23 protein-coding genes and 2 tRNA genes are annotated in these 22,334 nt (G+C 62.4%); 7 read left to right on the top strand and 18 right to left on the bottom strand.

Features of this window, described 5'->3' with window-relative positions; all coding sequences use genetic code 11:
• Positions 1-12 precede the first annotated feature (12 nt).
• The 5 genes from NKJ08_RS24515 to NKJ08_RS24495 all read right to left on the bottom strand — a co-directional run bounded on the left by NKJ08_RS24515 (position 13) and on the right by NKJ08_RS24495 (position 6,575).
• Positions 13-1,938, bottom strand: a complete 1,926-nt coding sequence (locus NKJ08_RS24515) for a multicopper oxidase domain-containing protein (RefSeq protein ID WP_352529357.1) — start codon at positions 1,936-1,938, stop codon at positions 13-15.
• A 377-nt stretch (positions 1,939-2,315) separates the two neighbouring features.
• A complete protein-coding gene (locus NKJ08_RS24510; protein WP_502896133.1) occupies positions 2,316-3,065 on the bottom strand; it encodes an amino acid ABC transporter ATP-binding protein in 750 nt (249 codons plus the stop codon).
• A gap of 69 nt (positions 3,066-3,134) precedes the next feature.
• A complete protein-coding gene (locus NKJ08_RS24505; protein WP_352529353.1) occupies positions 3,135-4,292 on the bottom strand; it encodes an amino acid ABC transporter permease in 1,158 nt (385 codons plus the stop codon).
• A 4-nt stretch (positions 4,293-4,296) separates the two neighbouring features.
• Positions 4,297-5,484 (bottom strand): amino acid ABC transporter permease, encoded by a 1,188-nt coding sequence (locus tag NKJ08_RS24500; RefSeq protein ID WP_352529351.1) that lies wholly within the window; start codon positions 5,482-5,484, stop codon positions 4,297-4,299.
• A 62-nt stretch (positions 5,485-5,546) separates the two neighbouring features.
• Positions 5,547-6,575, bottom strand: coding sequence for an amino acid ABC transporter substrate-binding protein (locus tag NKJ08_RS24495; protein WP_352529349.1), 1,029 nt, complete (start codon positions 6,573-6,575; stop codon positions 5,547-5,549).
• A gap of 427 nt (positions 6,576-7,002) precedes the next feature.
• Between NKJ08_RS24495 and NKJ08_RS24490 the strand changes: the two genes are divergently transcribed.
• The 4 genes from NKJ08_RS24490 to NKJ08_RS24475 all read left to right on the top strand — a co-directional run bounded on the left by NKJ08_RS24490 (position 7,003) and on the right by NKJ08_RS24475 (position 10,054).
• A complete protein-coding gene (locus NKJ08_RS24490) occupies positions 7,003-8,172 on the top strand; it encodes a cystathionine beta-lyase (protein WP_352529347.1) in 1,170 nt (389 codons plus the stop codon).
• 255 nt (positions 8,173-8,427) lie between these two features.
• Positions 8,428-9,099 (top strand): RNA polymerase sigma factor, encoded by a 672-nt coding sequence (locus NKJ08_RS24485; RefSeq protein ID WP_352529345.1) that lies wholly within the window; start codon positions 8,428-8,430, stop codon positions 9,097-9,099.
• 104 nt (positions 9,100-9,203) lie between these two features.
• Complete coding sequence (locus tag NKJ08_RS24480) at positions 9,204-9,728, top strand: DUF4142 domain-containing protein (RefSeq protein ID WP_352529343.1); 525 nt, start codon at positions 9,204-9,206, stop codon at positions 9,726-9,728.
• Positions 9,729-9,739: 11 nt separating this feature from the next.
• Positions 9,740-10,054 carry a cupredoxin domain-containing protein gene (locus NKJ08_RS24475; protein ID WP_352529341.1) on the top strand — a complete coding sequence of 105 codons (315 nt, stop codon included), beginning with the start codon at positions 9,740-9,742 and terminating at the stop codon, positions 10,052-10,054.
• A 4-nt stretch (positions 10,055-10,058) separates the two neighbouring features.
• Here the strand turns inward: NKJ08_RS24475 and NKJ08_RS24470 are convergent, their stop codons facing one another.
• From NKJ08_RS24470 to NKJ08_RS24445, 6 genes are all read right to left on the bottom strand, one after another.
• A complete protein-coding gene (locus NKJ08_RS24470; RefSeq protein ID WP_352529339.1) occupies positions 10,059-11,279 on the bottom strand; it encodes an anion transporter in 1,221 nt (406 codons plus the stop codon).
• A 207-nt stretch (positions 11,280-11,486) separates the two neighbouring features.
• Positions 11,487-11,933 carry a hypothetical protein gene (locus NKJ08_RS24465; protein WP_352529337.1) on the bottom strand — a complete coding sequence of 149 codons (447 nt, stop codon included), beginning with the start codon at positions 11,931-11,933 and terminating at the stop codon, positions 11,487-11,489.
• 72 nt (positions 11,934-12,005) lie between these two features.
• Positions 12,006-12,197 (bottom strand): hypothetical protein, encoded by a 192-nt coding sequence (locus NKJ08_RS24460; protein ID WP_352529335.1) that lies wholly within the window; start codon positions 12,195-12,197, stop codon positions 12,006-12,008.
• 125 nt (positions 12,198-12,322) lie between these two features.
• Positions 12,323-13,339: a zinc-dependent alcohol dehydrogenase family protein gene (locus NKJ08_RS24455; protein WP_352783724.1), complete on the bottom strand. Its 1,017-nt coding sequence runs from the start codon at positions 13,337-13,339 to the stop codon at positions 12,323-12,325.
• Positions 13,340-13,355: 16 nt separating this feature from the next.
• The gene (locus NKJ08_RS24450; protein ID WP_352778809.1) at positions 13,356-13,817 is read right to left on the bottom strand and encodes a cyclophilin-like fold protein; all 462 of its coding nucleotides are present in this window, start codon (positions 13,815-13,817) and stop codon (positions 13,356-13,358) included.
• Complete coding sequence (locus tag NKJ08_RS24445; protein ID WP_352529329.1) at positions 13,814-15,004, bottom strand: MFS transporter; 1,191 nt, start codon at positions 15,002-15,004, stop codon at positions 13,814-13,816. The genes NKJ08_RS24450 and NKJ08_RS24445 overlap by 4 nt, the downstream gene beginning before the upstream one ends.
• 163 nt (positions 15,005-15,167) lie before the next feature.
• On the opposite strand from NKJ08_RS24445, the gene NKJ08_RS24440 reads away from it, so the two are divergent.
• On the top strand, positions 15,168-16,076 hold the full coding sequence (locus tag NKJ08_RS24440; RefSeq protein ID WP_352783722.1) for a LysR family transcriptional regulator: 909 nt from the start codon (positions 15,168-15,170) through the stop codon (positions 16,074-16,076).
• Positions 16,077-16,114: 38 nt separating this feature from the next.
• Here the strand turns inward: NKJ08_RS24440 and NKJ08_RS24435 are convergent.
• Together NKJ08_RS24435 and NKJ08_RS24430 are read right to left on the bottom strand one after the other, a co-directional pair.
• Positions 16,115-16,191: transfer RNA gene (locus NKJ08_RS24435), tRNA-Arg, on the bottom strand.
• 56 nt (positions 16,192-16,247) lie between these two features.
• Entirely contained in the window at positions 16,248-16,553 is a 306-nt protein-coding gene (locus NKJ08_RS24430; RefSeq protein ID WP_352479279.1) for an ETC complex I subunit, read from the bottom strand.
• Between the two features lie 159 nt (positions 16,554-16,712).
• On the opposite strand from NKJ08_RS24430, the gene NKJ08_RS24425 reads away from it, so the two are divergent.
• Positions 16,713-16,789: transfer RNA gene (locus NKJ08_RS24425), tRNA-Pro, on the top strand.
• A 116-nt stretch (positions 16,790-16,905) separates the two neighbouring features.
• Here NKJ08_RS24425 and NKJ08_RS24420 read toward each other — a convergent pair.
• Positions 16,906-17,733: an alpha/beta fold hydrolase gene (locus NKJ08_RS24420; RefSeq protein WP_352529325.1), complete on the bottom strand. Its 828-nt coding sequence runs from the start codon at positions 17,731-17,733 to the stop codon at positions 16,906-16,908.
• A 132-nt stretch (positions 17,734-17,865) separates the two neighbouring features.
• Here NKJ08_RS24420 and NKJ08_RS24415 point away from each other — a divergent pair, with 132 nt between their 5' ends.
• Positions 17,866-18,918 (top strand): GlxA family transcriptional regulator, encoded by a 1,053-nt coding sequence (locus NKJ08_RS24415; protein ID WP_352783719.1) that lies wholly within the window; start codon positions 17,866-17,868, stop codon positions 18,916-18,918.
• Positions 18,919-19,358: 440 nt separating this feature from the next.
• Here NKJ08_RS24415 and NKJ08_RS24410 read toward each other — a convergent pair whose 3' ends face one another.
• Genes NKJ08_RS24410 through NKJ08_RS24395 form a run of 4 tightly spaced genes read right to left on the bottom strand, consistent with a single transcriptional unit; the run spans position 19,359 to position 22,146 of the window.
• Positions 19,359-19,694: a hypothetical protein gene (locus NKJ08_RS24410; RefSeq protein ID WP_352529321.1), complete on the bottom strand. Its 336-nt coding sequence runs from the start codon at positions 19,692-19,694 to the stop codon at positions 19,359-19,361.
• A gap of 10 nt (positions 19,695-19,704) precedes the next feature.
• The gene (hdaA, locus tag NKJ08_RS24405) at positions 19,705-20,409 is read right to left on the bottom strand and encodes a DnaA regulatory inactivator HdaA (RefSeq protein ID WP_352529416.1); all 705 of its coding nucleotides are present in this window, start codon (positions 20,407-20,409) and stop codon (positions 19,705-19,707) included.
• A gap of 5 nt (positions 20,410-20,414) precedes the next feature.
• The gene (locus NKJ08_RS24400) at positions 20,415-21,617 is read right to left on the bottom strand and encodes an AI-2E family transporter (protein WP_352529319.1); all 1,203 of its coding nucleotides are present in this window, start codon (positions 21,615-21,617) and stop codon (positions 20,415-20,417) included.
• A complete protein-coding gene (locus tag NKJ08_RS24395; protein WP_352529414.1) occupies positions 21,589-22,146 on the bottom strand; it encodes a CDP-alcohol phosphatidyltransferase family protein in 558 nt (185 codons plus the stop codon). Before NKJ08_RS24395 ends, NKJ08_RS24400 begins: the two co-directional genes overlap by 29 nt.
• Between the last annotated feature and the right edge of the window lie 188 nt (positions 22,147-22,334).

Genomic DNA, 22,334 nt, shown 5'->3' with positions numbered 1-22,334 from the left:
GCGGCTAGCGGGTCACGTGACGTCGATGACGACCATGAGCCCGCCACCGCCCTTCTCCTCGACATTGTTGTTCGTGGTGTGATGCGGGATGTGGCAGTGGATCAGCCATTTGCCCGGACGCTGCGCCTTCCAGATCACGTCGTATCGCTGACCCGGCCCGACATTGATCGTATCGGCAAGAAACCGAGCCGATGCGGGAAGCGTCTCGCCGTCACGGGCGACGACCTCGAACGGTCCACCATGGATATGCATCGGATGGATGAAGCCGTTATTGGTGCCGATGAACCGCACCTTGAGCGTCTCGCCGACCTTCATCTGGATCGTCTCGGTCGAGGGATAGGCCTTGCCGTTGATGGTGAAGAAATTCGGCATGCCGCCGTCCATCGGCATCGACGGGTAGGTCAGCCCTTCCCGCACCAGCCATTCCTGAAGCTCGATGACGTAATCATGGTCGGCCGCGACCTCATCGGCGGGATTGGCCGGATCGATGATCAGTGCACCATATAGACCGAGCGCCTGGGTCCGGTCGGGCTTGGCATGAGGGTGGTAGAAATAAGTTCCGTGCTGGGTTGCGGTGAACTCGTATGAATAGGATTGCCCGGGCTCGATCGGCGCCTGGGTGATTTCGGCTGGCCCATCCATCTGGTTCGGCAGGATCAGGCCATGCCAATGCACCGTCGTTTCCTCAGGCAGGCCGTTGGTGACGTTGATCCTGACCCGGTCGCCCTGGCGAATGTGAATTCGCGGGCCGGGAATCTGGCCATTATAGGCATAGGCGTCGACCGCAACGTCCGGCAGGATTTGCCAGCGGACCACCGAAGGCCTGAGCTCGAACACCTTGATGCCGTTCTCCATTCGAAACGGCAGGTCCTGGTCACCCTTTGTCGTCAGATCATAAGAGGCGGCCACAAGGCGCGGATCGGTGGCGGCCATGTCGCGCATCGCGTCGGCCGGAGTGTCGCGGTCCATGATCATGCCTTGCGGCATGATCACCCCGCCGACGTCGCGCGCCGACAGCGTCAGGTTCAGCCAATTCGCCGGCGCGATCATGCCGATGGCGAGCGCCAGCAGGGAGACGGCACCAAGGGCAGCGACCTGCGGGGTCGTGGCATCCGTCTCCATGTGATGACCGCCGCTGCCTTTGCCTTTGTGGGAAGCCATATCGTGGCCTCGCCCGTGATGGCCGCGGCCACTGGCGTCGGCCTGCTGCATTTGCATCTGCGCGTGCTGCCCATGGCCGGCCTGCTCCCGACCGTTCGTGCCGGCTGTCTGCTGGCGCTGTGTCATCAGCCCATGTTTCAAGCCGCGGGCGACCAGCCAGACATTGGCCGGGTAGGCAAGCGCAAAGCCGGCGATGACGCCGATCGACATCACACCCCAGAACAAAAGCTCCGTCGGTTCCATCGCGCGCATGTCGCGGCCCATCATCAGGAAGCTCATGACGGGTGCCATGCCGGCCATCATGAAGTTCATCGAGATGAACTCGGGCAGGAAGCTCTTGCGCACGTTCTCCCAATAGGTGCCGCCCATCATCGATTTCATGAACAGCGATTGGAAGATGAACAGGCCGAAGGCAAAGCCGGCGAGATATTCGACGATCAGGTCGATCCACATCGGCAGGCCGAGCGCCGCCGTGATGGCGGCGGCGAGAATGATGCCGGTGGCATCGCCTGCGACGCAGTGGATGGTGGAGCCGACGCCCTGCTTCCAGAGCGGCCGGGTGAAGACCTCATGCTCGCCCGGTCGGGGTTCCTTGTCGGTGAGCACGTAGAGCAGCAAGCCGAGTGGACCCATATAGAGGGTGACCAGGATGAAACCCCATTTCATCACCACCGGCTCGGGGTTGTTGCGATATTGGTCGAAGCCGACATAAAGCGTCGAAGCCAGCGCCAGCGCGAACCAAACGACAAGAAAATAATCGATCGGTTGTATGAGCATCAGGATGAACCCTTGACCTGCCGCCGCACTCGCCCACGCGGCTTGTTATACAACTCCCAATGGCAATGAACGCGGCCGGCGCGCTTATGATCCGCGCCGGCCGTACGTGCGAGTTGCAGGGACGGCGATGCGGTCGCACGCGACCTTGCTATCTTCTGGGCGCAGCGCCCGACCGCCCAAAGAACATGCCACGCATGATCCCATCACGCAGCCGCACGATATGCACCAGCGCGCCCGGGATGAGCGCCAATGAGCCCAAACACGTCCAGCGCAGGCGCTGGTTCATCTCCCGAGCATCACCGCTCGTCGAATACGCGCAAGGCCCGAGCAAGACAGAGAGCCCGGTCTGCCGGTCTTGTCCAAACCGGCGTACAGGATCAGTGCAGGATCTGAGACAGAAACAGTTTCGTGCGTTCATGGCGCGGGTTGTCGAAGAACTCGGCCGGCGTGTTCTGCTCGACGATCTGGCCTTGGTCCATGAAGATCACGCGGTTGGCGACTTTGCGCGCAAAGCCCATCTCGTGGGTGACGCAGAGCATGGTCATGCCCTCCTCCGCCAGCCCGACCATCGTCTCCAGCACTTCCTTGATCATTTCCGGGTCGAGCGCCGAGGTCGGTTCGTCGAACAGCATGATGCGCGGGTTCATGCACAGCGAGCGGGCGATCGCCACGCGCTGCTGCTGGCCGCCCGAAAGCTGGCCGGGATATTTGTTGGCCTGTTCGGGGATCTTGACGCGCTTGAGGAAATGCATGGCGATTTCCTCGGCCTGCTTCTTGGGCGTCTTGCGCACCCAGATCGGCGCCAGCGTGCAGTTCTCCAGGATGGTCAAATGCGGGAACAGGTTGAAGTGCTGGAACACCATGCCGACCTCGCGGCGCACCTCGTCGATCTTCTTCAGATCATTGGTCAGTTCCTTGCCGTCGACGATGATTTTGCCCTTCTGGTGTTCCTCCAGTCGGTTTATGCAGCGGATCATCGTCGATTTGCCGGAGCCCGACGGACCGCAGATGACGATCCGCTCGCCGCGCATCACCTTCAGATTGATGTCCTTCAGCACATGGAATTCGCCGTACCATTTGTGCATGGCGATGATGTCGATGGCGACATCGGTGGTGGAAATATGCATCTTGGCGGCATTGACCTTGATCTCTTCCGCGCTGACGGCGTTTTCTATGGCCATGGCAAGATCCCTTTTTTAGCGTTTGTGGCCGGTGTCGAGGCGGCGTTCCGTGTACATCGAATAGCGCGACATGCCGAAGCAGAACAGCCAGAAGATGAAGGCCGCGAACACCAGGCCGGACCTGGCCGTCTGCGGCGTCGCCCAGTTGGCGTCAGAGAAGTTCTGCTTGACGATGCCGAGCAGGTCGAACATCGAGATGACGATGACCAGGCTGGTGTCTTTGAACATGCCGATGAAGGTGTTGACGATGCCGGGAATGACCAGCTTCAGCGCCTGCGGCATGACGACCAGGCCCATCTTCTGCCAATAGCCGAGGCCGAGCGAATCGGCGCCTTCATACTGGCCCTTGGGGATCGCCTGCAGGCCGCCGCGCACCACTTCGGCCATGTAGGCAGCGGCAAACAACGACACACCGATCAGCGCGCGCAGGAACTTGTCGAAGCTGACACCGGCCGGCAGGAACAGCGGCAGCATGACGCTGGCAAAGAACAGCACGGTGATCAGCGGAATGCCGCGTACCGTCTCGATGAAGACCACGCACAGCGTCTTGACGATGGGCATCTTCGAGCGCCGGCCGAGCGCCAGCATAATGCCGATCGGCAGCGACACGGCTATGCCGACGAACGACAGGCTGAGCGTCACCAGCAGTCCACCCCACCGCGACGTTTCGACATGCGGCAGGCCGAACATGCCGCCGACCAGCAGAACGAAGGCGACGACCGGCAGCACCAGGAAGAGAAGAATGGCGTTCAGCCCTTTGCGCGGCACGCGTGGGATAAGCAAAGGCACCAGCAGAGCCACAAACAGGATGGCCACCAGGATCGGCCGCCAACGCTCCTCGATAGGATAGGTGCCGAACATGAACTGGCCGAACTTGGCGTTGACGAACGCCCAGCAGGCGCCGGTCCAGCCGTCCGGCTGGACGCCGCCTTGCGCCACGGTGGCGCAGACCGAGCGGTCGGGTCCGGTCCACTGGGCGTTGATGAAGGCCCAATTGACGATTTGCGGCAGGATCATAGCGACCAGCGCGATGCCGACGATGGTCAGGATGGTGTCGCCCGTGGTGGCGATCAGGTTCTTGCGGATCCAGGCGGTGAGGCCACGCTCGCTCGACGGCGCCGGCTGCGCCAGCGCCATCTCCGTCCGTACCCAGGACATGTCGTGCTCCTGCATGGCCCTACCTCTCCACCAGCGCCATCCTGGCGTTGACGACGTTCATGATCGCCGACGTGATCAGGCTGAGCGCGAGATAGACAGCCATCATGATCACTACGCCTTCGACCGCCTGCCCGGTCTGGTTCAAGACAGTGCCGGCGGTCGCCGTCAGGTCCGGATAGCCGATGGCGATGGCCAGCGAGGAGTTCTTGGTCAAGTTGAGATATTGGCTGGTCAACGGCGGAATGACGATGCGCATCGCCTGCGGAACGACGACAAGCCTGAGGATCGATCCCGAGCGCAGCCCGAGTGCCGCGGCCGCCTCGGTCTGGCCCTTGCTGACCCCCCTGATGCCGGCACGCACGATCTCGGCGATGAAGGCTGCCGTATAGCAGGACAGCGCCAGATAGAGCGACAGGAACTCCGGCCTGACCTGAAAGCCACCAACCAGGTTGAAGGTCGACTGCTTTGGGAATTCGAAGCTCAGCGGAAAGCCACTCAGCGCGTAAGCCAGCAGCGGCAGGCCGACGATCAACGCTATGGATGTCCAGAGCACCGGGAATGGCTGACCCGTCGCCATCTGCCGCTGCCGCGCCTTATGGGCGACGAACCAGGCCATGGCGATGCCAAGGAGCAGCGCGACCAAGATCAGCCAGGAGCCCTGGCCCCACATAGCGCGCGGAAAATAGAAGCCGCGCTGGTTGAGGAAGGAGCCGAACGGCAAATTGATGCTCTCGCGCGGCGGCGGCAGCACGGCAAGCACGCCGGAATACCAGAAGAAGATGACCAGCAGCGGCGGGATGTTGCGAAAGACCTCGACATAGACCGTGCAGATCTTCCTGATCAGCCAGTTCTGCGACAGCCGGCCGATGCCGACGATGAAACCGATGATGGTGGCGGTGATGATGCCGACGACAGCAACGATCACGGTGTTGATAAAGCCAACCAAAATGGCGCGGCCATAGGTCGAATCCGACGAATAAGCGATCGCGCTTTCGCTGATGTCGAAGCCGGCGCGGCCCTTGAGGAAGCCGAAGCCGGAAGCGATGTGCAGGCGCGTCAGATTGACGATGACGTTGTGGGTAACCCACCAGACCCCCGCTACCAGCAGGACGAGGACCACTGCTTGAAAGAATATACCGCGGACGCGAGGATCATTGATGAAGGAACCGCGGCTTGGCTCCTCGCGAAGAACTTCCTGCGATGCCATTCGACCGTCCTCTGAAAGAGAAACCGGAAGGCAGGCGATCTGCCTTCCGGATCAATTTTCGATCAGCGGATCGGCGGAGCGTATTGCAGGCCGCCCTTGGTCCACAACGCGTTGATGCCGCGCGCGATCTTCAGCGGGCTGCCCGAACCGACATTGCGTTCGAACATCTCGCCGTAATTGCCAACTGCCTTGACGATGTTGACGACCCAGTCGTTGGAGACGCCGAGATCGGTGCCGATCTTGGTGTCGGCTTCCTGGCCGAGCACGCGCTTGATCTCGGGATTGTCCGAGTTCTTCATCTCGTCGACATTAGCCTTGGTGATGCCGAGTTCCTCGGCGTCGAGCAGCGCGAAATAGGTCCACTTGACGATGTGGTACCACTGGTCGTCGCCCTGGCGCACGGCCGGCCCAAGCGGTTCCTTGGAGATGATCTCGGGCAACACGACGTGGTCGGCCGGCGCGCCGAGCGTCAGACGGATGCCATAGAGGCCGGACTGATCGGTGGTGTAGACGTCGCAGCGGCCGGCGTCATAGGCGGCGTTGACCTCTTCGAGCTTTTCGAAGACGACCGGGTTGTACTCCATCTTGTTCGACTTGAAATAGTCGGCAAGGTTGAGCTCGGTCGTGGTGCCGCTCTGCACGCAGACCGCCGCGCCAGAAAGCTGCAGCGCCGAGTTCACGCCCGGAAGCTTCTTGGCGTTGATCATGAAGCCCTGGCCGTCATAATAAGTGGTGCCGATGAAGTTCAGGCCGAGTGCGGTGTCGCGATTGATGGTCCAGGTGGTGTTGCGCGACAGGATGTCGATCTCGCCCGACTGCAAAGCGGTAAACCGTTCCTTGGCGCTGAGCGGCGTGAACTTCACCTTGGTGCCGTCGCCGAACACGGCGGCCGCGACCGCGCGGCAGAAATCCGCATCGATGCCTTGCCACTCACCCTTGTCGTCCGGCGCCGAGAAGCCGGCCAGGCCGGTCGAGACGCCGCATTGGATGAAGCCCTTCGCCTTGACATCGTCGAGCGTGGCCGCCGAAGCCGCCGAAGCCGCGAATCCAAACGCGGCGGCGCCCAAAACGCCGATTGCAATGTGTTTCATGACCCACAGACCCTTTTCTGTTTTTTCCAGGCGAACCTGACTTTTTCCCGTGTGAACGCAGCTATGTATCCCGGCCCATTACCGGAATCCCGCATCGTAACCGACGCGCTGCCTCCCATTCACGAACAACATCGAAGGCGATTATTCCTGTGAGGTCAAGGGAAATGACCAAATCCGAAAGACTTTGAAAACCAACCGCCTGAAATGCCTGAAATTGCAGACAAACGCGCTCGCAAATTGGTCAGCGCGCCAATAAAGCCGGCAAAGTCGGACCGTGACTTGCCAAGCGCACCTGGCAGCCGTCCAGAGGATCTACGGCGCATTGCTGAATTGGCATATTCGAGACCTTGGCCTGGCGGGCGCCGCGCGGTTGCGTGGCCAATGCCGCCGCACTATGGCTAACGACCTACCCATGGGACGAAAAGCAATGGCAAAAGACGGCAGCGAGATGGGCATCAACACGCGGCTCGCCCATTCCGGCAACAACCCGCATGACTATTTCGGCTTCGTCAATCCGCCGGTCGTGCATGCCTCGACCGTGCTCTATCCCAACGCGGCGACGATGGCGGCACGCGGCCAGAAATACACCTACGGCACGCGCGGCACGCCGACCACCGATGCGCTGACCAGCGCGATCGACGCGCTGGAAGGCTCCGCCGGCACGGTCGCTGTGCCGTCCGGCCTGGCGGCAGTGGTGCTGCCGCTGCTCGCCTTCCTGTCGGCCGGCGACCATCTGCTGATCGTCGATTCCGTCTATCACCCGACCCGCAACTTCGCCGACACGATGCTGAAGCGGCTGGGCGTCGAGGTCGAATATTACGATCCCCGCATCGGCGCCGCCATTGCGGCGCTGATCAAGCCCAACACCAGGGTCGTGTTCACCGAATCGCCGGCCTCCAACACTTTCGAGGTGCAAGACATACCGGCCATCGCCATGGCGGCACATGCCGCCGGCGCCATCGTCATGATGGACAACACCTGGGCGACGCCGCTCTACTTCCGTCCGCTCGACCATGGCGTCGACATCTCGATCCAAGCGGCGACGAAATACCCGGCCGGCCATTCCGACGTGCTGCTTGGCACGGTGTCGGCCAATGCGGACTGCTGGAAGCAGCTTTGCGAGACGTTCAACACGATGGGCTGCTGCGCCGGGCCGGACGACGTCTACCAGGTGCTGCGCGGCCTGCGCACCATGGGCGTGCGGCTGGAACACCATCAAAAGAGCGCGCTTGCCCTCGCCGTCTGGCTGGAGAGCCAGCCGGGCGTGGCGCAGGTGCTGCATCCGGGGCTGCCCAGCCACCCCGACCACGCTTTGTGGAAGCGCGATTTTTGCGGATCGAGCGGCATCTTCTCGATCGTTCTTGCAGGCGGCGGACAGAAGCAGCAGCACGCCTTCCTCGACGCGTTGAAGTTTTTCGGCCTCGGCTATTCCTGGGGCGGCTATGAGAGCCTTGCCGTGCCGGTATTCCTGGGCGACCGTACCGTCGCCAAGGGCCCGTATGACGGACCGCTGGTGCGGTTGCAGATCGGGCTCGAGGACATCGAGGATTTGAAGGCCGACCTGGCGCGTGGGCTGGCGGCGGCCGCCCACGCCTGAGCCGGCACCTTTCCAAGCTAAGTCAGGAAATCGGCGTAACAGCCTGGAACAATAGCGATCTGAGCCACGTAATCGCGGCCGATCTGCCGATGAAACGGTGCCTAAAAAGAGAATAAGACGCCGATGTGGTGGAAGCAGTAGAATAGCCACTGCCGGCCCTTGATGCGGGTCCAAGCTGGCCGGCGGATTGGTCGGGAACCTTTTGTCGGCAGATGCATCCAATATCCCGATGAGGAGCCTATCAGGAGATCGGCCATGCCTGCTACGTTGACGGCAACGTCCGCCGCTTCCGGCGATATGCAGCTTGTCGGCCGCGCGCTGGCACGCGATGGCGATGCATTCCGCACCATCATCAAGACGCACAACCAAAGGCTCTACCGCATCGCCAGCGGCGTAGTGCGTGACGACAGCGAAGCCGAGGACATCGTCCAGGAGGCCTATGTCAGCGCCTTTGCCCATCTCGAGGCCTTTCGCGGCGATGCCTCGCTCGCCACGTGGCTGTCGCGTATCGTCATCAACGAAGCGCTCGGCCGCTTGCGCAAAAGGCGGCGAATGGTAGCGATGCCTGAAAATCCGCAAGCCGAAATCATCCGGTTCCCCCTCAACCCGAGCGACGATCCGGAGAGGACGATGGCGCAGCGGCAGATCCTTGAGCTTGTCGAACGGGCAACCGACAGTCTTCCCGATGTCTACCGGATGGTGTTCGTGGCGCGCGTCATCGAGGGACTGAGCATCGAGGAGACCGCCGAACTGCTTGGCGTGCGGCCCGAAACCATCAAGACCCGGCTGCACCGCGCCCGTGCCCTCGTGCGCAAGGCGCTGGACGACCAGATCGGCCCGGTGCTGCTCGACGCCTTTCCATTCGCGGGTCGGCGCTGTGAGCGGCTGACCAATGCCGTGATGCGGCGGCTTGGTCTTTCCGGGTAGGTCGCGTTGATTTTTGCGGGAACGTTTGCCGGCGACCTGCATCCAATGAGCGTCACTGAAAACGAAGCCCGATGCAGTTCCGCGTCGGGGCGAAGGAGAGCATCATGTTTATTCGATCGACCACGGCACTGGCCGCACTTTTCCTGCTTAGCGCAGCGCCCTTGTCGCAAGCTGCCGACAAGCCAACCGATCCGCAGATCGCAGATATCGCCTACACAGCGGGCGTGCTTGACGTCGAGGCGGCCAAGCAGGCGCTGAAGAAATCGAAAAACAAAGAGGTCGTAGATTTCGCCAAGGACATGGTGCGAGATCACGAGGCGGTCAACAGACAGGCTCTCGAGCTGGTCAAGAAGCTCAAGGTCACGCCTGAGGACAATCCGACCAGCAAAGCGCTGACCAAGGCGGCGGCCGAAGAACGTGCCAAGCTTGCCAAGCTCAAGGGCGCGGCGTTCGACAAGGCCTATGTCGCCAGTGAAGTGGCCTACCACAAGCAGGTCAATGGCGCGCTGGAAACGCTGCTGATCCCGTCCGCCAGCAATGCCGAGCTGAAGAGCCTGCTGGAAACCGGCCTGAAAATATTCCAGGGCCATGAACAGCACGCCGAACATGTCGCCGGCATGCTGAAGTGAGGATTGGACCAATGGTGTCGAGGCGGCATCTGTGGGTTGCACTGGCGCTGACCATCGGTGCCGCACCGGCCAAGGCCGAAACCATTGAGGTGACGATCGAGAAGCTTGTGTTTTCGCCGGCAAAGATCGAGGCGAAGGTCGGCGACACGATCCGGTGGGTGAACAAGGACGTATTCGCCCACACGGCAACCGTGAACGGCGGCTGGGAGGTGATGATCCCGCCGAAGAAGGCCGCGAGCCTGACGGTGAGGAAGGCGGAATCGGTCGATTATTTCTGCCGCTTCCATCCGAACATGAAAGGCCATCTGACGGTGACTTCGCCCTGACTGGCTATGCCGCCAGCCACGCCGTCCCGACAAGAAGCGTGACCAGCGTCAGCGGCAGGCCGACCTTGAAGAAGGCGATGAAGCCCAGCGGTTTGCCGGAGATCCGCGCGTGCTCGGCGACGATCAGATTGGCGACCGAGCCGAGCAGCGTAAAATTGCCGGCCAGTGTCGAGCTCATGGCGACGACCAGCCAGGCGCGCTCGGGGTTTTCCAGGCCAGGTATGAACGGCCGCAGCGCCAGCACGGCCGGCACATTGCTCATGATGTTGGACAGCACCGCGGTGAAGCCGGACAGCCGCCAGACATCGTCCAGCCCGAGGCCTTTTGCCGAGGCAATGATGTCGGGCGTGAGCAGCGTCTTCTCGGCACCGGCGACAACGATGAACAGCCCGGCGAACATGAACAGCAGCGGCCCGTCGATCTCGCGATAGATGCGCTCGGGCTTGATGGCGCGGGTCAAAAGAAGAATGGCGCCGCCGATCAGAGCCGCCTTGGCAACGGGAACGCCGGCAAAGAAGGCGATCGCCAGGCCGATGCAGACCACCACCGCCTTGAGCACCTGTCCCGGCAGCATGCGGCCGCGATAGACTTCGGGGCTGAGCTCGGCCTTGCGCGAAAATTCGGCGCGGTAGACGATGCGGATGATGACAATGACGGCGACGAGGCCGAACAGCGCGACCGGCGCCAGCGCGGCCGAAAAGGCCGGATAGGAAATCCCCGACAGCGCGCCGATGACCATATTCTGCGGATTGCCGGTGATGGTGGCGACACTGCCGCAATTCGATGCCGTGGCAGTCGCGACCAGATAGGGAACCGGGTTGCGGTTGATGACGCGGGTGACGTGGACGACGATCGGCGCCATGACCAGGCAGATTGCGTCGTTGACCAGGAATGCCGACAGGACGCCGGTCAAGAGCGTCACCATCACCAGCAGCATGAATGGCGCATGGGCGTGCTCGATGGCGAACCCACCGAGCGCGCGAAAGGCGCCGGACACTTTCAGATGCGCCACCACGATCATCATGCCGAGCAAAAGCGTGATGGTGTCGAAACTCATGGCGCGGTAGGCGTCCTCCATGCTGAGCGCGCCGATGGCGATCATCGCCGCACCGCCGAGCAGCGCGATACCCGCCCGGTCGAGGCGCAGCCCAGGTATCCTGCCGATTGCGACGCCGGCATAGGTCAGGACAAGGATCAGCAGTGCCGCCGCGCCCATCGCTGTCATGTCTGGAAATCCTGTTCAGATCGGGCCGTCGGCGAATGTATCTGTCCGGAACCGACCTCGGTGCCTGACGCGATATCCGCCGACGAGAGCTGCGCCGGCGCCGTTGTCAGCGTCGAATAGTCCAAAATCCGACAACAAGGAAGATGGCCGAGCCGTGGCCGGCGACTTGGCGGGACGAGACCGATGCTGCGACGGCTTAGACCGGTGCTATGACGGCTTAGGCGCAGACCCGGCTACAGGCTCGATCGACTTGACCTTCGACCGTTGGCCGTCCGTGGCGATGAGCCAGTAGTCGGTGCCGATCATTGCAACCTGGTCGCACCGCTTGCTCCCTTTCCGGGTTGGGCCGGTCGAGAAAGTCACACAAACCTTGTCACCCTGAAAGGCATAGGTTCCCGTCGAATGGCCGTTCGCATCAACGGAATCGTATCTGCCGTCGGCAAAGTATGTGGCAGTGCTATCGCTCGTGCCCGAAAGGTGAAGCGCTTTCCCGACGATCAATGACTTGAGCGCGTCGCCAGGAAGCGGATCGAAACCCGCTGTGCTTGGCGTCGTCACGGCAGGAGCCGGGACCGAAGCAGCGGCCGGAGGCGTGGCGCTGGTCTTGCAAGCGCTAAGCAGCGCCAAGGCAGCCAGGACGAGAATAAGTTTCATGAATGATCCACCGTTTACTCCTGGTCGAATACCAAGGACTGGAACGACAAGCCCTGACACTATCCAAGCCGGTCAAAGAGGTGGGAGTGAGGCAGGAGACGCTATTCGCTTGGGACCAAAATAGCGGAGTTCAATACGCAAAAGTGGACCGTCGAGCGGCGCGATCCCTGCCCTGTCGAGGCGCAGCCCGTGTATCCTGCCGATGGCGATGCCGGCATAGGTCAGGACAAGGATCAGCAGTGCCGCCGCGCCCATCGCTGTCATGTCTCGGAAATCCTGTTGAGGGCGCGCTCATTTATTCGGCGCTTTCTCCTGCGATACACGACAAAATGGCGGAAACCGGTGCGCCGTTTTGGCGCACCGGTTTCCGGAAAGTGTTTAGCTGCTGCTCACACCCGGAGCAGCGTCTTGATCGCCCGCCTCTCATCCATGGCGCGATAACCCTCGGCAACATCCGAAAGCGGCAGCGTGAGATCGAAGACCTTTCCGGGATTGATCTTGCGATCGAGTACGAGGTCCATCAGGTGCGGAAGGAAGCGCCGCACGGGAGCGGGACCGCCAAGCAAGCTTTTCTGAGCGAAGAACAAACCCTGGCCGTCGAGCTGGACGCCGTGCGGCACTCCGACGAAGCCGATCGAACCACCGGGACGCGCGCAGTTGATGGCCTGCATCATGGATTCCTGCGTGCCGACACATTCCAGCACCGATTCCGCGCCGACGCCGTCGGTCAGTTCCTTGATCCGGGCCACGCCCTCGCTACCACGTTCGGAGATGATGTCGGTCGCGCCAAATTCGAGGGCGAGGTCCTGGCGCGTCTTGTGACGGCTCATGGCGATAATCCGCTCCGCGCCCATCTGCCTGGCCGCAAGCACGCCCATCAGCCCAACCGCCCCGTCGCCCACGACGACGGCCGTCGAGCCTGGCTGCACCCGCGCGGCATCGGCTGCGTACCAGCCGGTGCCGAGAACGTCCGACGCCGCCAGCAGGCCCGGAATAAGATCGTCCTCGGGCAGTTCCGCGGTAGCGACCAGAGTGCCGTCGGCGAGCGGCACGCGAGCCAGCGGCGCTTGCGCGCGGCTCATGAACTCGCGTTGCTCGCACGATGACTGGAAGCCGAAGCGGCAATGCGGACAGGCGTTGTCGGAAATGCAGAACGAACCGACGACGAACTGCCCTGGCTTCACAGTCCGGACCGCGCTGCCGACTTCCACAACCACGCCGCAATATTCGTGGCCCATATGCATCGGTTCGTTCACCGGCTGAAGCCCGCGATACGGCCACAGGTCGGAGCCGCAGATGCAGCTTGCCGAGAGCTTGACGATGGCGTCGGTCGGCGCGAGGAGCTTCGGCTCCTCGACCTCCTCGCAGCGAATGTCGCCGGGACCGTAAAGAATTGTTCCAAGCATAATTTTCTCCTTTACATCATGGCAGGCGCTCGATGCGCACCGTGAAACGACCGTCGCGCAGCAAAGGCGCGATATCGCCGTCGAGCCTTCCAAGCCGGATCAGCCCTCGCGAATATCGGTAGCCGCCATAGAAAAAGGCGAGGTTGCCCCACGGCGCATAGTACGCGATGTCACCAATGGCCTCGCCGCCAAAGGGACCGCTGCCGTCCGTCGTCAGCTTGCGCGGCAGATAGCCGATCTTCTCGTTGGCGGCGTAGTTCTCAAGCGCCAGATCGAGCGGCAGCATCGAGGCGAAGTCGCGGGCGCTTGGATTGTCGAACAGCGATGCCGTCAAGCGCGTGCCGCTCACGTCGATTGCGATCTGCATGATCATTCTCTCTGAGGGTGCCGCTCGCCCGCTCTGGGCAAGAGCGATGGATGAACCGACGGTGCTGCCCAGCAGCGTGACGATCGCAGCGCGGCGCGTGACGGGCTTCATCTCGCGCCTCGGCTGTGATCGCAGGCCGCGGCGGCCGCGGCGAGAGCCGATCCCAGCAGCAACACGGCGCCGAACCCGAAAGGGCTCCGCCAACCGAAGGCGTCAAACAACAGGCCGCCTGTCGCAGCGCCGAGCGTAATGGCGAACTGGATGACGGCTACCTGCAGGCCACCGCCAGCCTCGGCGTCGTCGCCCAATGCACGGCTTAGCCAGGTGCCCCAGCCTACAGGCGCCGCGGTTCCGAAGAAGCCCCAGCCGATCAACAGCGCCGCGACGGCAATTGGCATCGATCCCAACGCGATCAGCGCCGTCGCCAGCAATGCCATGATCAGCGGAATGGCGATGACGATGCCATAAAGGCGCGTCCTGACCAACTCGCCGATGGTCCAGGTGCCGGCAACGCCGGCGAGGCCCATCACGAGGAGGACTGCCGACAGGGTCGAAACGCTAAAACCGGTCACGGATTCGAGGAACGGCCTAAGATAGGTGAAGAGCGCGAACTGGCCCATGAAAAGCAGCAGGATCGACGTCATGCCGAGTGCCACCTGCCGGCGCAAAAGCAGCCTGAAGACGCTGCCCGACGCCTGGCGCCGCCTCGGTGGCAGCGAAGGCAAAGCGAGCCACTGCCACACCAGTGCGAACAACGCCAATGGAACCACGAGGAAGAACGCGCCGCGCCAGCCGACATGATCGCCGAGCAGGCTCCCCAGAGGGGCCGATACGGTGGCCGCGATGGCGTTGCCGGCGTTGATCATCGCCAGCCCCTTAGGCACGGAGTCTTCCGGCACCAGACGCATGACGATCGCGGTGGACATCGACCAGAATCCGCCGATGGCGATTCCAAGCAAGGCGCGGCCGATCATCAGCACCGTGTAATTGGGCGCGAATGTCACCACCACGCCGGACGCCACCAGCAGCAGCGAAAAGGAGAGCAGAACGCGCTTGCGGTCGATGCGCTTCGCGAGAGCGACGATGAGCAGGCTGGTGACGACCGCAAAGACGCCGGAGATGGAGATTGCCTGACCGACGCGACCTTCGGTGATGCCGAGATCGCCCGCTATTGGCGTCAGCAGGCTGACCGGCATGAACTCGGAGGCGATGAGAACGGCGACGCAAAGCGCCATCGAAAACACCGCGCCCCAGGCCGTGCGAGGCTCAACCAGCCTGTCGTCGAAAGTCGTGTCCATGAATTTCACCGAACATGCAAGCCGGCCGCCCCGATGCGATCCGGGCGGCTTGTCCACGGCGAAAGATGGCACTGGAAGATTGCCATGATTAGCCTCTTGAATTCGTTTGAACTTATCGACCAGAAACATAAATATGGGGAGAGATTGGTTCACAGGAGGCTGCATGGCGCGGGAGAATTTCAACGACCTGCTGTGGTTTCTGGTCGTAGCCGAAGAACGCAGTTTTACCAAAGCGGCCGCCAAGATCGGCGTTACGCAGTCGACCCTCAGCCACACCATCAAGCGGCTCGAAACGCGTATGGGGTTGCGGCTCCTGGCGCGAACGACACGCAGCGTATCGACAACAGAGGCCGGGGAGCGGCTTCGTCAATCGCTCGCGCCGCGCATCGCGGAAATCGAGACCGACATCGCTGCCCTGACGGCCTATCGCGACAAGCCTTCCGGCACCGTGCGCATCACTGTGTCAGACCACGCGTTTGAGAGCGTGGTATGGCCGAAGCTGCAGCCCGTCCTGAGCGAATACCCGGACATCAAGCTGGAACTCAGCCGGGACAATGGCCTGCGAAATATCGTCGAGGACGGCTTCGACGCCGGTGTCCGGCTCGGCGAAAGCCTCGAAAAGGATATGATCGCGGTCCGTATCGGACCCGATTGGCGTCTCGTCGCGGTCGGCGCGCCGACCTACTTCGCCGATCGCACGATCCCTCGGACGCCGCAGGATCTCATCGGCCACAACTGCATCAATATGCGCATGACCACTGGCGGCGGACTCTATGCTTGGGAGTTCCAAAACCATGGACAGGACGTTCGCGTGCGCGTCGACGGCCAGCTCATTTTCAACTCGTCCTACCCAATGGTCGACGCCGCCATTGCGGGGTACGGTATCGCCTATGTACCCGACAATCTCGTCATGCATCACATCGCTGCTCGCCGCCTGCAGCTGATCCTCGATCCTTGGTCGCCGAAATTTGCCGGATATTATCTCTACTACCCCAGCAGCCGCCAGAATTCGCCAGCGTTCAAGGTGATCGTCGATGCCCTCCGGCATCAGGCAGGTCGAACACGGGTATAAACCGTAACCTATGTCTCCGGGCCGTACACTGAATTGTTTGGCGATCCCGACAGGATTCGAACCTGTGACCATCGGCTTAGAAGGCCGGTGCTCTATCCAGCTGAGCTACGGGACCGCTGGCCGGCCGCACGACCGGCTGATTTGTTGGGCGCCGGCAGGGCCGGCATAGGATCAATGCGTCCAGGGTGTCCTGCGGTCATAGCGGAAATTCTCCGCATACGAAATCTGGCGGCGTTTGATTTCCTTCGGCTCCTCGACGCGGAAAGCCAGCCCTTCCTTCTCGGCATAGGCAACCGCCTCTTCCCTGGTGTCGAAGGTCAGCCTGATCTGGCTTCGCATGTCGCCGGACGTGGTGTAGCCCATCAGCGGATCGATCTTCTTGCGCTGCTCCGGATCGAATTCCAGCACCCAATGGCCGGTCTTGGCCTTGCCGGACTGCATCGCGGTTTTGGCTGGGCTGAAAATGCGGGCTGACATGACCACCTCATTGCTGGTTGCAAGCACACGACCTCGAAACCAGACTACCATTCCCGGGTCATGCACTCACCCGTCATTACTGCGCAATGCCGCCGGCAGCAAGGCCGATGGTTTTTGCGCTTGCTTTGGCGGGCCGAAATCACTAGGCAACAGACGGTTCGGAGTGTAGCGCAGCCTGGTAGCGCATCTGGTTTGGGACCAGAGGGTCGGGAGTTCGAATCTCTCCACTCCGACCATTCATCACGCGAAATCTCGTCGGCAGCGCAAGCGGATCACGCTTGAACCTATCGGCATGCTCAAGCGACCGACGGACAGCACGGATCTCCGCGCTGCCCGTCAGAGGCTCCAGCCGTCAGCCCTGGATGAAGGCCAGCAGATCCGGATTGATGATCTCCGGATGGGTGGTGCACATGCCGTGCGGCAGGCCCTTGTAGACCTTGAGCGTGCCATGTTTCACCAGCTTGGCCGCAAGCAGCGCAGAGTCGGCAATCGGCACGATCTGGTCGTCGTCGCCATGCATGATCAGGACAGGGGCCTCGATCTTCTTGAGGTCATCGGTGAAGTCGGTCTCCGAGAACGCCTTGATGCAATCGTAATGGGCCTTGGCTCCGCCCATCATGCCCTGGCGCCACCAATTGTCGATGACCCCTGGCGAGACCTTGGCGCCGTCGCGGTTGAAGCCATAGAACGGGCCGGCCGGCACGTCCCTGTAGAATTGGGCGCGATTGGCGACCAGAGCGGCGCGGAAGCCGTCGAAGACCTCGATCGGCAGGCCGCCCGGATTGCTGTCGGTCTTGACCATGATCGGCGGCACCGCACCGATCAGCACCGCCTTGGCAACACGGCCGCCGCCGCCATAATGCGCGACGTAACGCGCCACCTCGCCGCCGCCGGTCGAGTGGCCGATGTGGATTGCATCCCTGAGATCGAGATGCGCGGCCAGCGCTGCGACGTCGGCGGCATAAGTGTCCATCTCGTTGCCGGTTGCGGTCTGCGATGAGCGGCCGTGCCCACGCCGGTCATGCGCGATGACGCGGTATCCTTTGTCGAGGAAGAACAGCATCTGGTTGTCCCAGTCGTCGCCGCTGAGCGGCCAGCCGTGATGGAAGACGATCGGCTGGCCCTTGCCCCAGTCCTTGTAGAAAATCTCGGTGCCGTCATGAGTGGTGAATGTGCTCATCGTTCTACTCCTTGATGGAAAAGTTGGGGGGGTAACAGGGAAGCTTTTAGCCCCCTTCAGCTGGACAAATTATAACAGTGCTGTCAGGGTGAGCATTGGCAAAACGGACATTCAACGTGGCAAAACTGACAAATGACGGCTGCGCGTGATCTGATCGAAATCGGCCTTGTCTTGTATCCCGGCGTGCAGGAAGCAGCCGTGCTCGGCCTGACCGATCTTTTTATGCTGGCAAACCGGCTGGCTGTCGAACGGTCGCCGGACGCGCTGAGGCTTCGCGTCAGCCATTGGCGCTTGCAGGAGAGCGCCGTCATCCGCGTTTTCGACAGCGAGCCCGGGGACAGCGAAGCCGGGGATAGCGGGCCAAGCCGGGGCGATGGACCCGCCATGATCATCCTGCCGCCCACCCTGCTGCAGCCGATCCCTCGCGAAGCGGCCGCGCCCTATGCCGGCTGGCTCAGGGATCGCCACACGGCAGGCGCGACGCTCGGTTCGGTCTGCGCCGGCGCCTTCGTGCTTGCCGAGACCGGCCTGTTGTCCGGTCGCGCGGCGACGACGCACTGGGCCTATCGCGACGCGCTGGCGCTACGCTTTCCCGACATCCTCCTCGATGCGGACAGGCTGGTCATCGACAATGGCGATATCATCACCGCCGGCGGCTACATGGCCTGGACCGACCTCGGCCTCAAGCTCGTGGACAGGGTGCTCGGGTCAACCGTGATGGTGGACACGGCGCGTTTCATGCTGGTCGACCCGCCGGGCCGCGAGCAACGTTTTTACAGTCCGTTTGCGCCACGGCTGACCCATGGCGACGAACCGATCCTTAAGGTGCAGCATTGGCTGCAGGCGAACGGCGCGCGCGATGTGACGCTTGGCGCCATGGCCGATCACGCCAGGCTGGAGGAGCGGACTTTTCTGCGCCGCTTCCGCAGCGCCACCGGCCTCAAGCCGACCGAATATTGTCAGCACCTGCGGGTCGGCAAGGCGCGCGAGATGCTGGAAACGACGATACGATCGATCGACCAGATCGCCTGGGAGGTCGGCTATGACGATCCCGGCTCCTTCCGCAAGGTATTCGCCAGGATAACCGGGCTGGTGCCGGGCGATTACCGTCGGCGCTTTGGCGTGGAACGAGCGGCGCTTGGGGGAGACGATCGGTCTGAAACGGTAGCGAGGCTAGAGCAATGACGGACCGACCAATCGCGACCTGCGATGAGTGCGGCAGCACATATTTTTCCGACAGCAGCGCAATGGCCAGTCTATGTGCCGAATGCGCATCTCTGCTCTATGGATATCCAAACTGCGAACATCATTTCGAAAGCGGCCGATGCACGGCCTGCGGGTGGGACGGCTCTCAATCAAAATACGCCGCCGATATCATTTCCAGGCAAGACCGACAGCGTTGAGAATGGCGCTATCAGCTGGCGAGAAAATCACACTTCAAGGCGACTGGTCGGATCGCCGCATATGGCAAGCTCGCCGGGAAGAGAACCCCAACCGCCCCATCTCCCGGCGAGCCTACAACCTGATTTGGTACGCAATCAGGACCGGGGTTAGCCGGCAAGCTGTCAGGTGCAAGACAGATGCCAGGTTTGTTTCCCGAAATGAGACACCGGCCGAGGTAAGAACTAGGTATATGCACCTTCCCCGGCCCAGCCAAAAACCATTGGCCGTAGTTCTTCAAGGGCGGCTTGCAGCATTTCGGGAGACGCGTGGCGTTCCTCTCTGGCACCCCATTTTGTAGCGCTTTTAGGATCCAGCACCGACGCCACAATGGTTACGTTGCCGTTGACGTCAGGCAGATCGAGCCACAACTGAGCACGACGATTGCCATTCTTGTCGTAGACCCAGATAGAACGGACATCGTCGTCGCGATATTTAGTGGCGACCCGTATTCCGTGCCGATTTGCCCACGACATCAGAAACGGATCAATGATGTCGTATGCACTGAATTCAGACGTCATTTTGTATCCTCTAAATCTCGAACTCGCCCTGCCCTTCGTCCATGGCGCTGACGGTCTCGGTGGCCAGCGCGCGCGTTATCGGCGTCTTGCGCTCGAGCGCGGTGCGGTCGAGCCGCTCGACCACGCGCATTGCGGTGGCCAGCGAGCGCTCGATGCGGCGCACCAGATATTGCACGACATGCGGCTCGACCTCGACCTGCCGGTCGGCGAATAGTTTCGTGATGACGCCGGCCAGCAGAAGATCGTCGGGTTGGTGGATCTCGACGGTGGCCGCCGCCTTGAGCCGCGACGCCAGGTCGGGCAGCCTGACGCCCCAGGCGGACGGAAAGCGCCGCGCCGTCAACAGCAAGGTCGAGCCGGCGCCGCGCACCGCGTTGATCAGATGGAATAGCCCCTCTTCGTCGACCGGGCCGGCATCGACATCGTCGATCAGGGCCGGGTGGGCGCCGAGATTTTCGATGCAGTCGCCGATGCGCTCCGCCTCCACTTTCACGGCGCCGGCGCGGGTCCGCCAGATCGAGGCCAGGTGGGTTTTCCCCGAGCCGGGCGGCCCGGCCAGCACGACCACCGGCGACGGCCAGTCCGGCCAGCGGTCGACAAGCGCCGCCGCCTGGCTGTTGGTGCCGGAGACGACGAGCTCGTCGCGCGAATAGCCGGTGCCGTGGCCTAGATCGAGCGGCAATTGGCGCGGCGGATCGATCTTGTTGTCCGGCATCTGGCTCAACTGCGCGCGCCACTGCCCCCGCGGCGCCGTACCGGCAGCGGTGGCACCGGCTCGTCGGCATGGCCTTTGTAGAGCGGCGATTCGAGATAGCGCGCGATGGCAAAGCGTACCAGAACGGCAACGGCCGCCGAGGCCGGCACGGCAATCAGCAGGCCGACGAAGCCGAACAGCGCGCCGAAGGCAAACAGCGCAAACATCAGCCACACCGGATGCAGGCCGACGCTTTTGCCGACCAGCCGCGGCTGCAGAATGTTGCCCTCGATGAACTGGCCGACGAAGAACACGCCGGCCACCGCCGCGATCATGGTCCAGTCCGGCCAAAACTGGACGAAGGCGACGCCGACGGCCAGCACCAGGCCGGTCAGCGAGCCGACATAGGGGATGAACGAGATCAGCCCGGCGAACAGGCCGATGAGGATGCCGAAATTCAGTCCGGTCAGCGTCAGGCCGGTGGCATACATGGCGCCGAGCACCAGGCAGAGCGTGCCCTGGCCGCGCACGAAGCCGGCGGTCGCTGTGTTGATGTCCCTGGCGATCGCCCGGACCGTCTTGACATAGTCGCGCGGCACCCAGCTGTCGACGATTGCCACCATGCGGTCCCAGTCGAGCAGCATGTAGAAGGCGACGACCGGCGTCACCACGAACAGGCTGACCACCGAGACCAGCGCCACGCCGGAGCTCCAGATTGAGGTGAAGACGGCGGTCAGGAGGCCGAAGCCGGAGGTCAGCAGCGAGTTCAACCCTTCGCGCAGGCCGTTGGCGTCGACGCCGAATTTCTCTTCCAGCCATTTCGGGTCAAAGCTGGTGATCAGGCTCTGCAGCCGGGTCAGATAGTCCGGCAGCTTGCTGGCGAAATCAGCCATCTGCGAGGCGAGTATCGGAACCAGGATGACGACGGCCAGCACCAGGACGACGATAAAGGCGATGAGGATGACCACCGTCGCCATCAGCCTGGACAGGCCGAGCCGCTCCAGCCGGTCGGCGACAGGGTCGAGGAAGTAGGCGAGCACCATTCCGGCGACGAAGGGCAGAAGGATGCCGCTGAACACATAGAGGAAGGCGGCGAGGATGATGGCGCTGATCAGCCAGAAGCGGATCTGGCGGCGAAACGACGCCGATGCCGCAGCCTCCGCTGCCGCGGCTTCGGCCTCGGCGTCGATGGACCGTTCGTCAGGTGCCCGGTGTGGAGCCTTCGCCATAGCCGCTCATATGCCTCAGCCAAGCCACGAGATAGGCTGCGGCCGAAGCCACGGTCAAGACCCCGGACAGCAATATGAGGGCCGGCCTCAGCGGATCGAGACGGACGTCAAAGGCGAGTTCGCCCAGTACCACCGCCGCCAGCACGATCTGGATCGCGGTGTTGGCCTTCGACACCAGGAGCGGCTTCATCTCGACCGGATGCGCCATGACGGTGGACAGCACGACGGCGCAGACGATCAGCGCATCGCGCGACACCATGGTGACGACCAGCCATAGCGGCAGCTCGCCGCTGAAGCCCATGACCACGAAGACGGAAACCAGCAGCAGCTTGTCGGCCATCGGGTCGAGATAGGCGCCGAGTCTGGAAAACTGATTGAAATGGCGGGCGATGAAGCCGTCGACGCCGTCGGAAATGCCGGCAATAAGGAAACCGGCAAAGGCCCAGTCCCAGCGTTCCTGCAGCATGGCCAGCACCACGGCCGGCACCAGCACGAAGCGCATGATCGTGATCATGTTGGGGATGGTCAAACGCATATCCCGTCGCTCTTGTTTGTCGATACATGATGGAGATGGAGGGTTACGGCAAGTGAGAAGCGACGCAGAAGCTGCCAATCTCCGCACTAGTCCCTATGATTGCTGGGCCTGAGGGCGGCCCGTCATCCGATATGCAACGGTACGAGGGTTAAGCCGGCTGGCCGGCGCAGAGCCTCATGCAT

It is taken from the genome of Mesorhizobium sp. M0244, assembly GCF_040321795.1.
In the GTDB taxonomy this organism is placed as follows: domain Bacteria; phylum Pseudomonadota; class Alphaproteobacteria; order Rhizobiales; family Rhizobiaceae; genus Mesorhizobium.
This window is presented reverse-complemented; position numbering and strand designations above follow the sequence as displayed.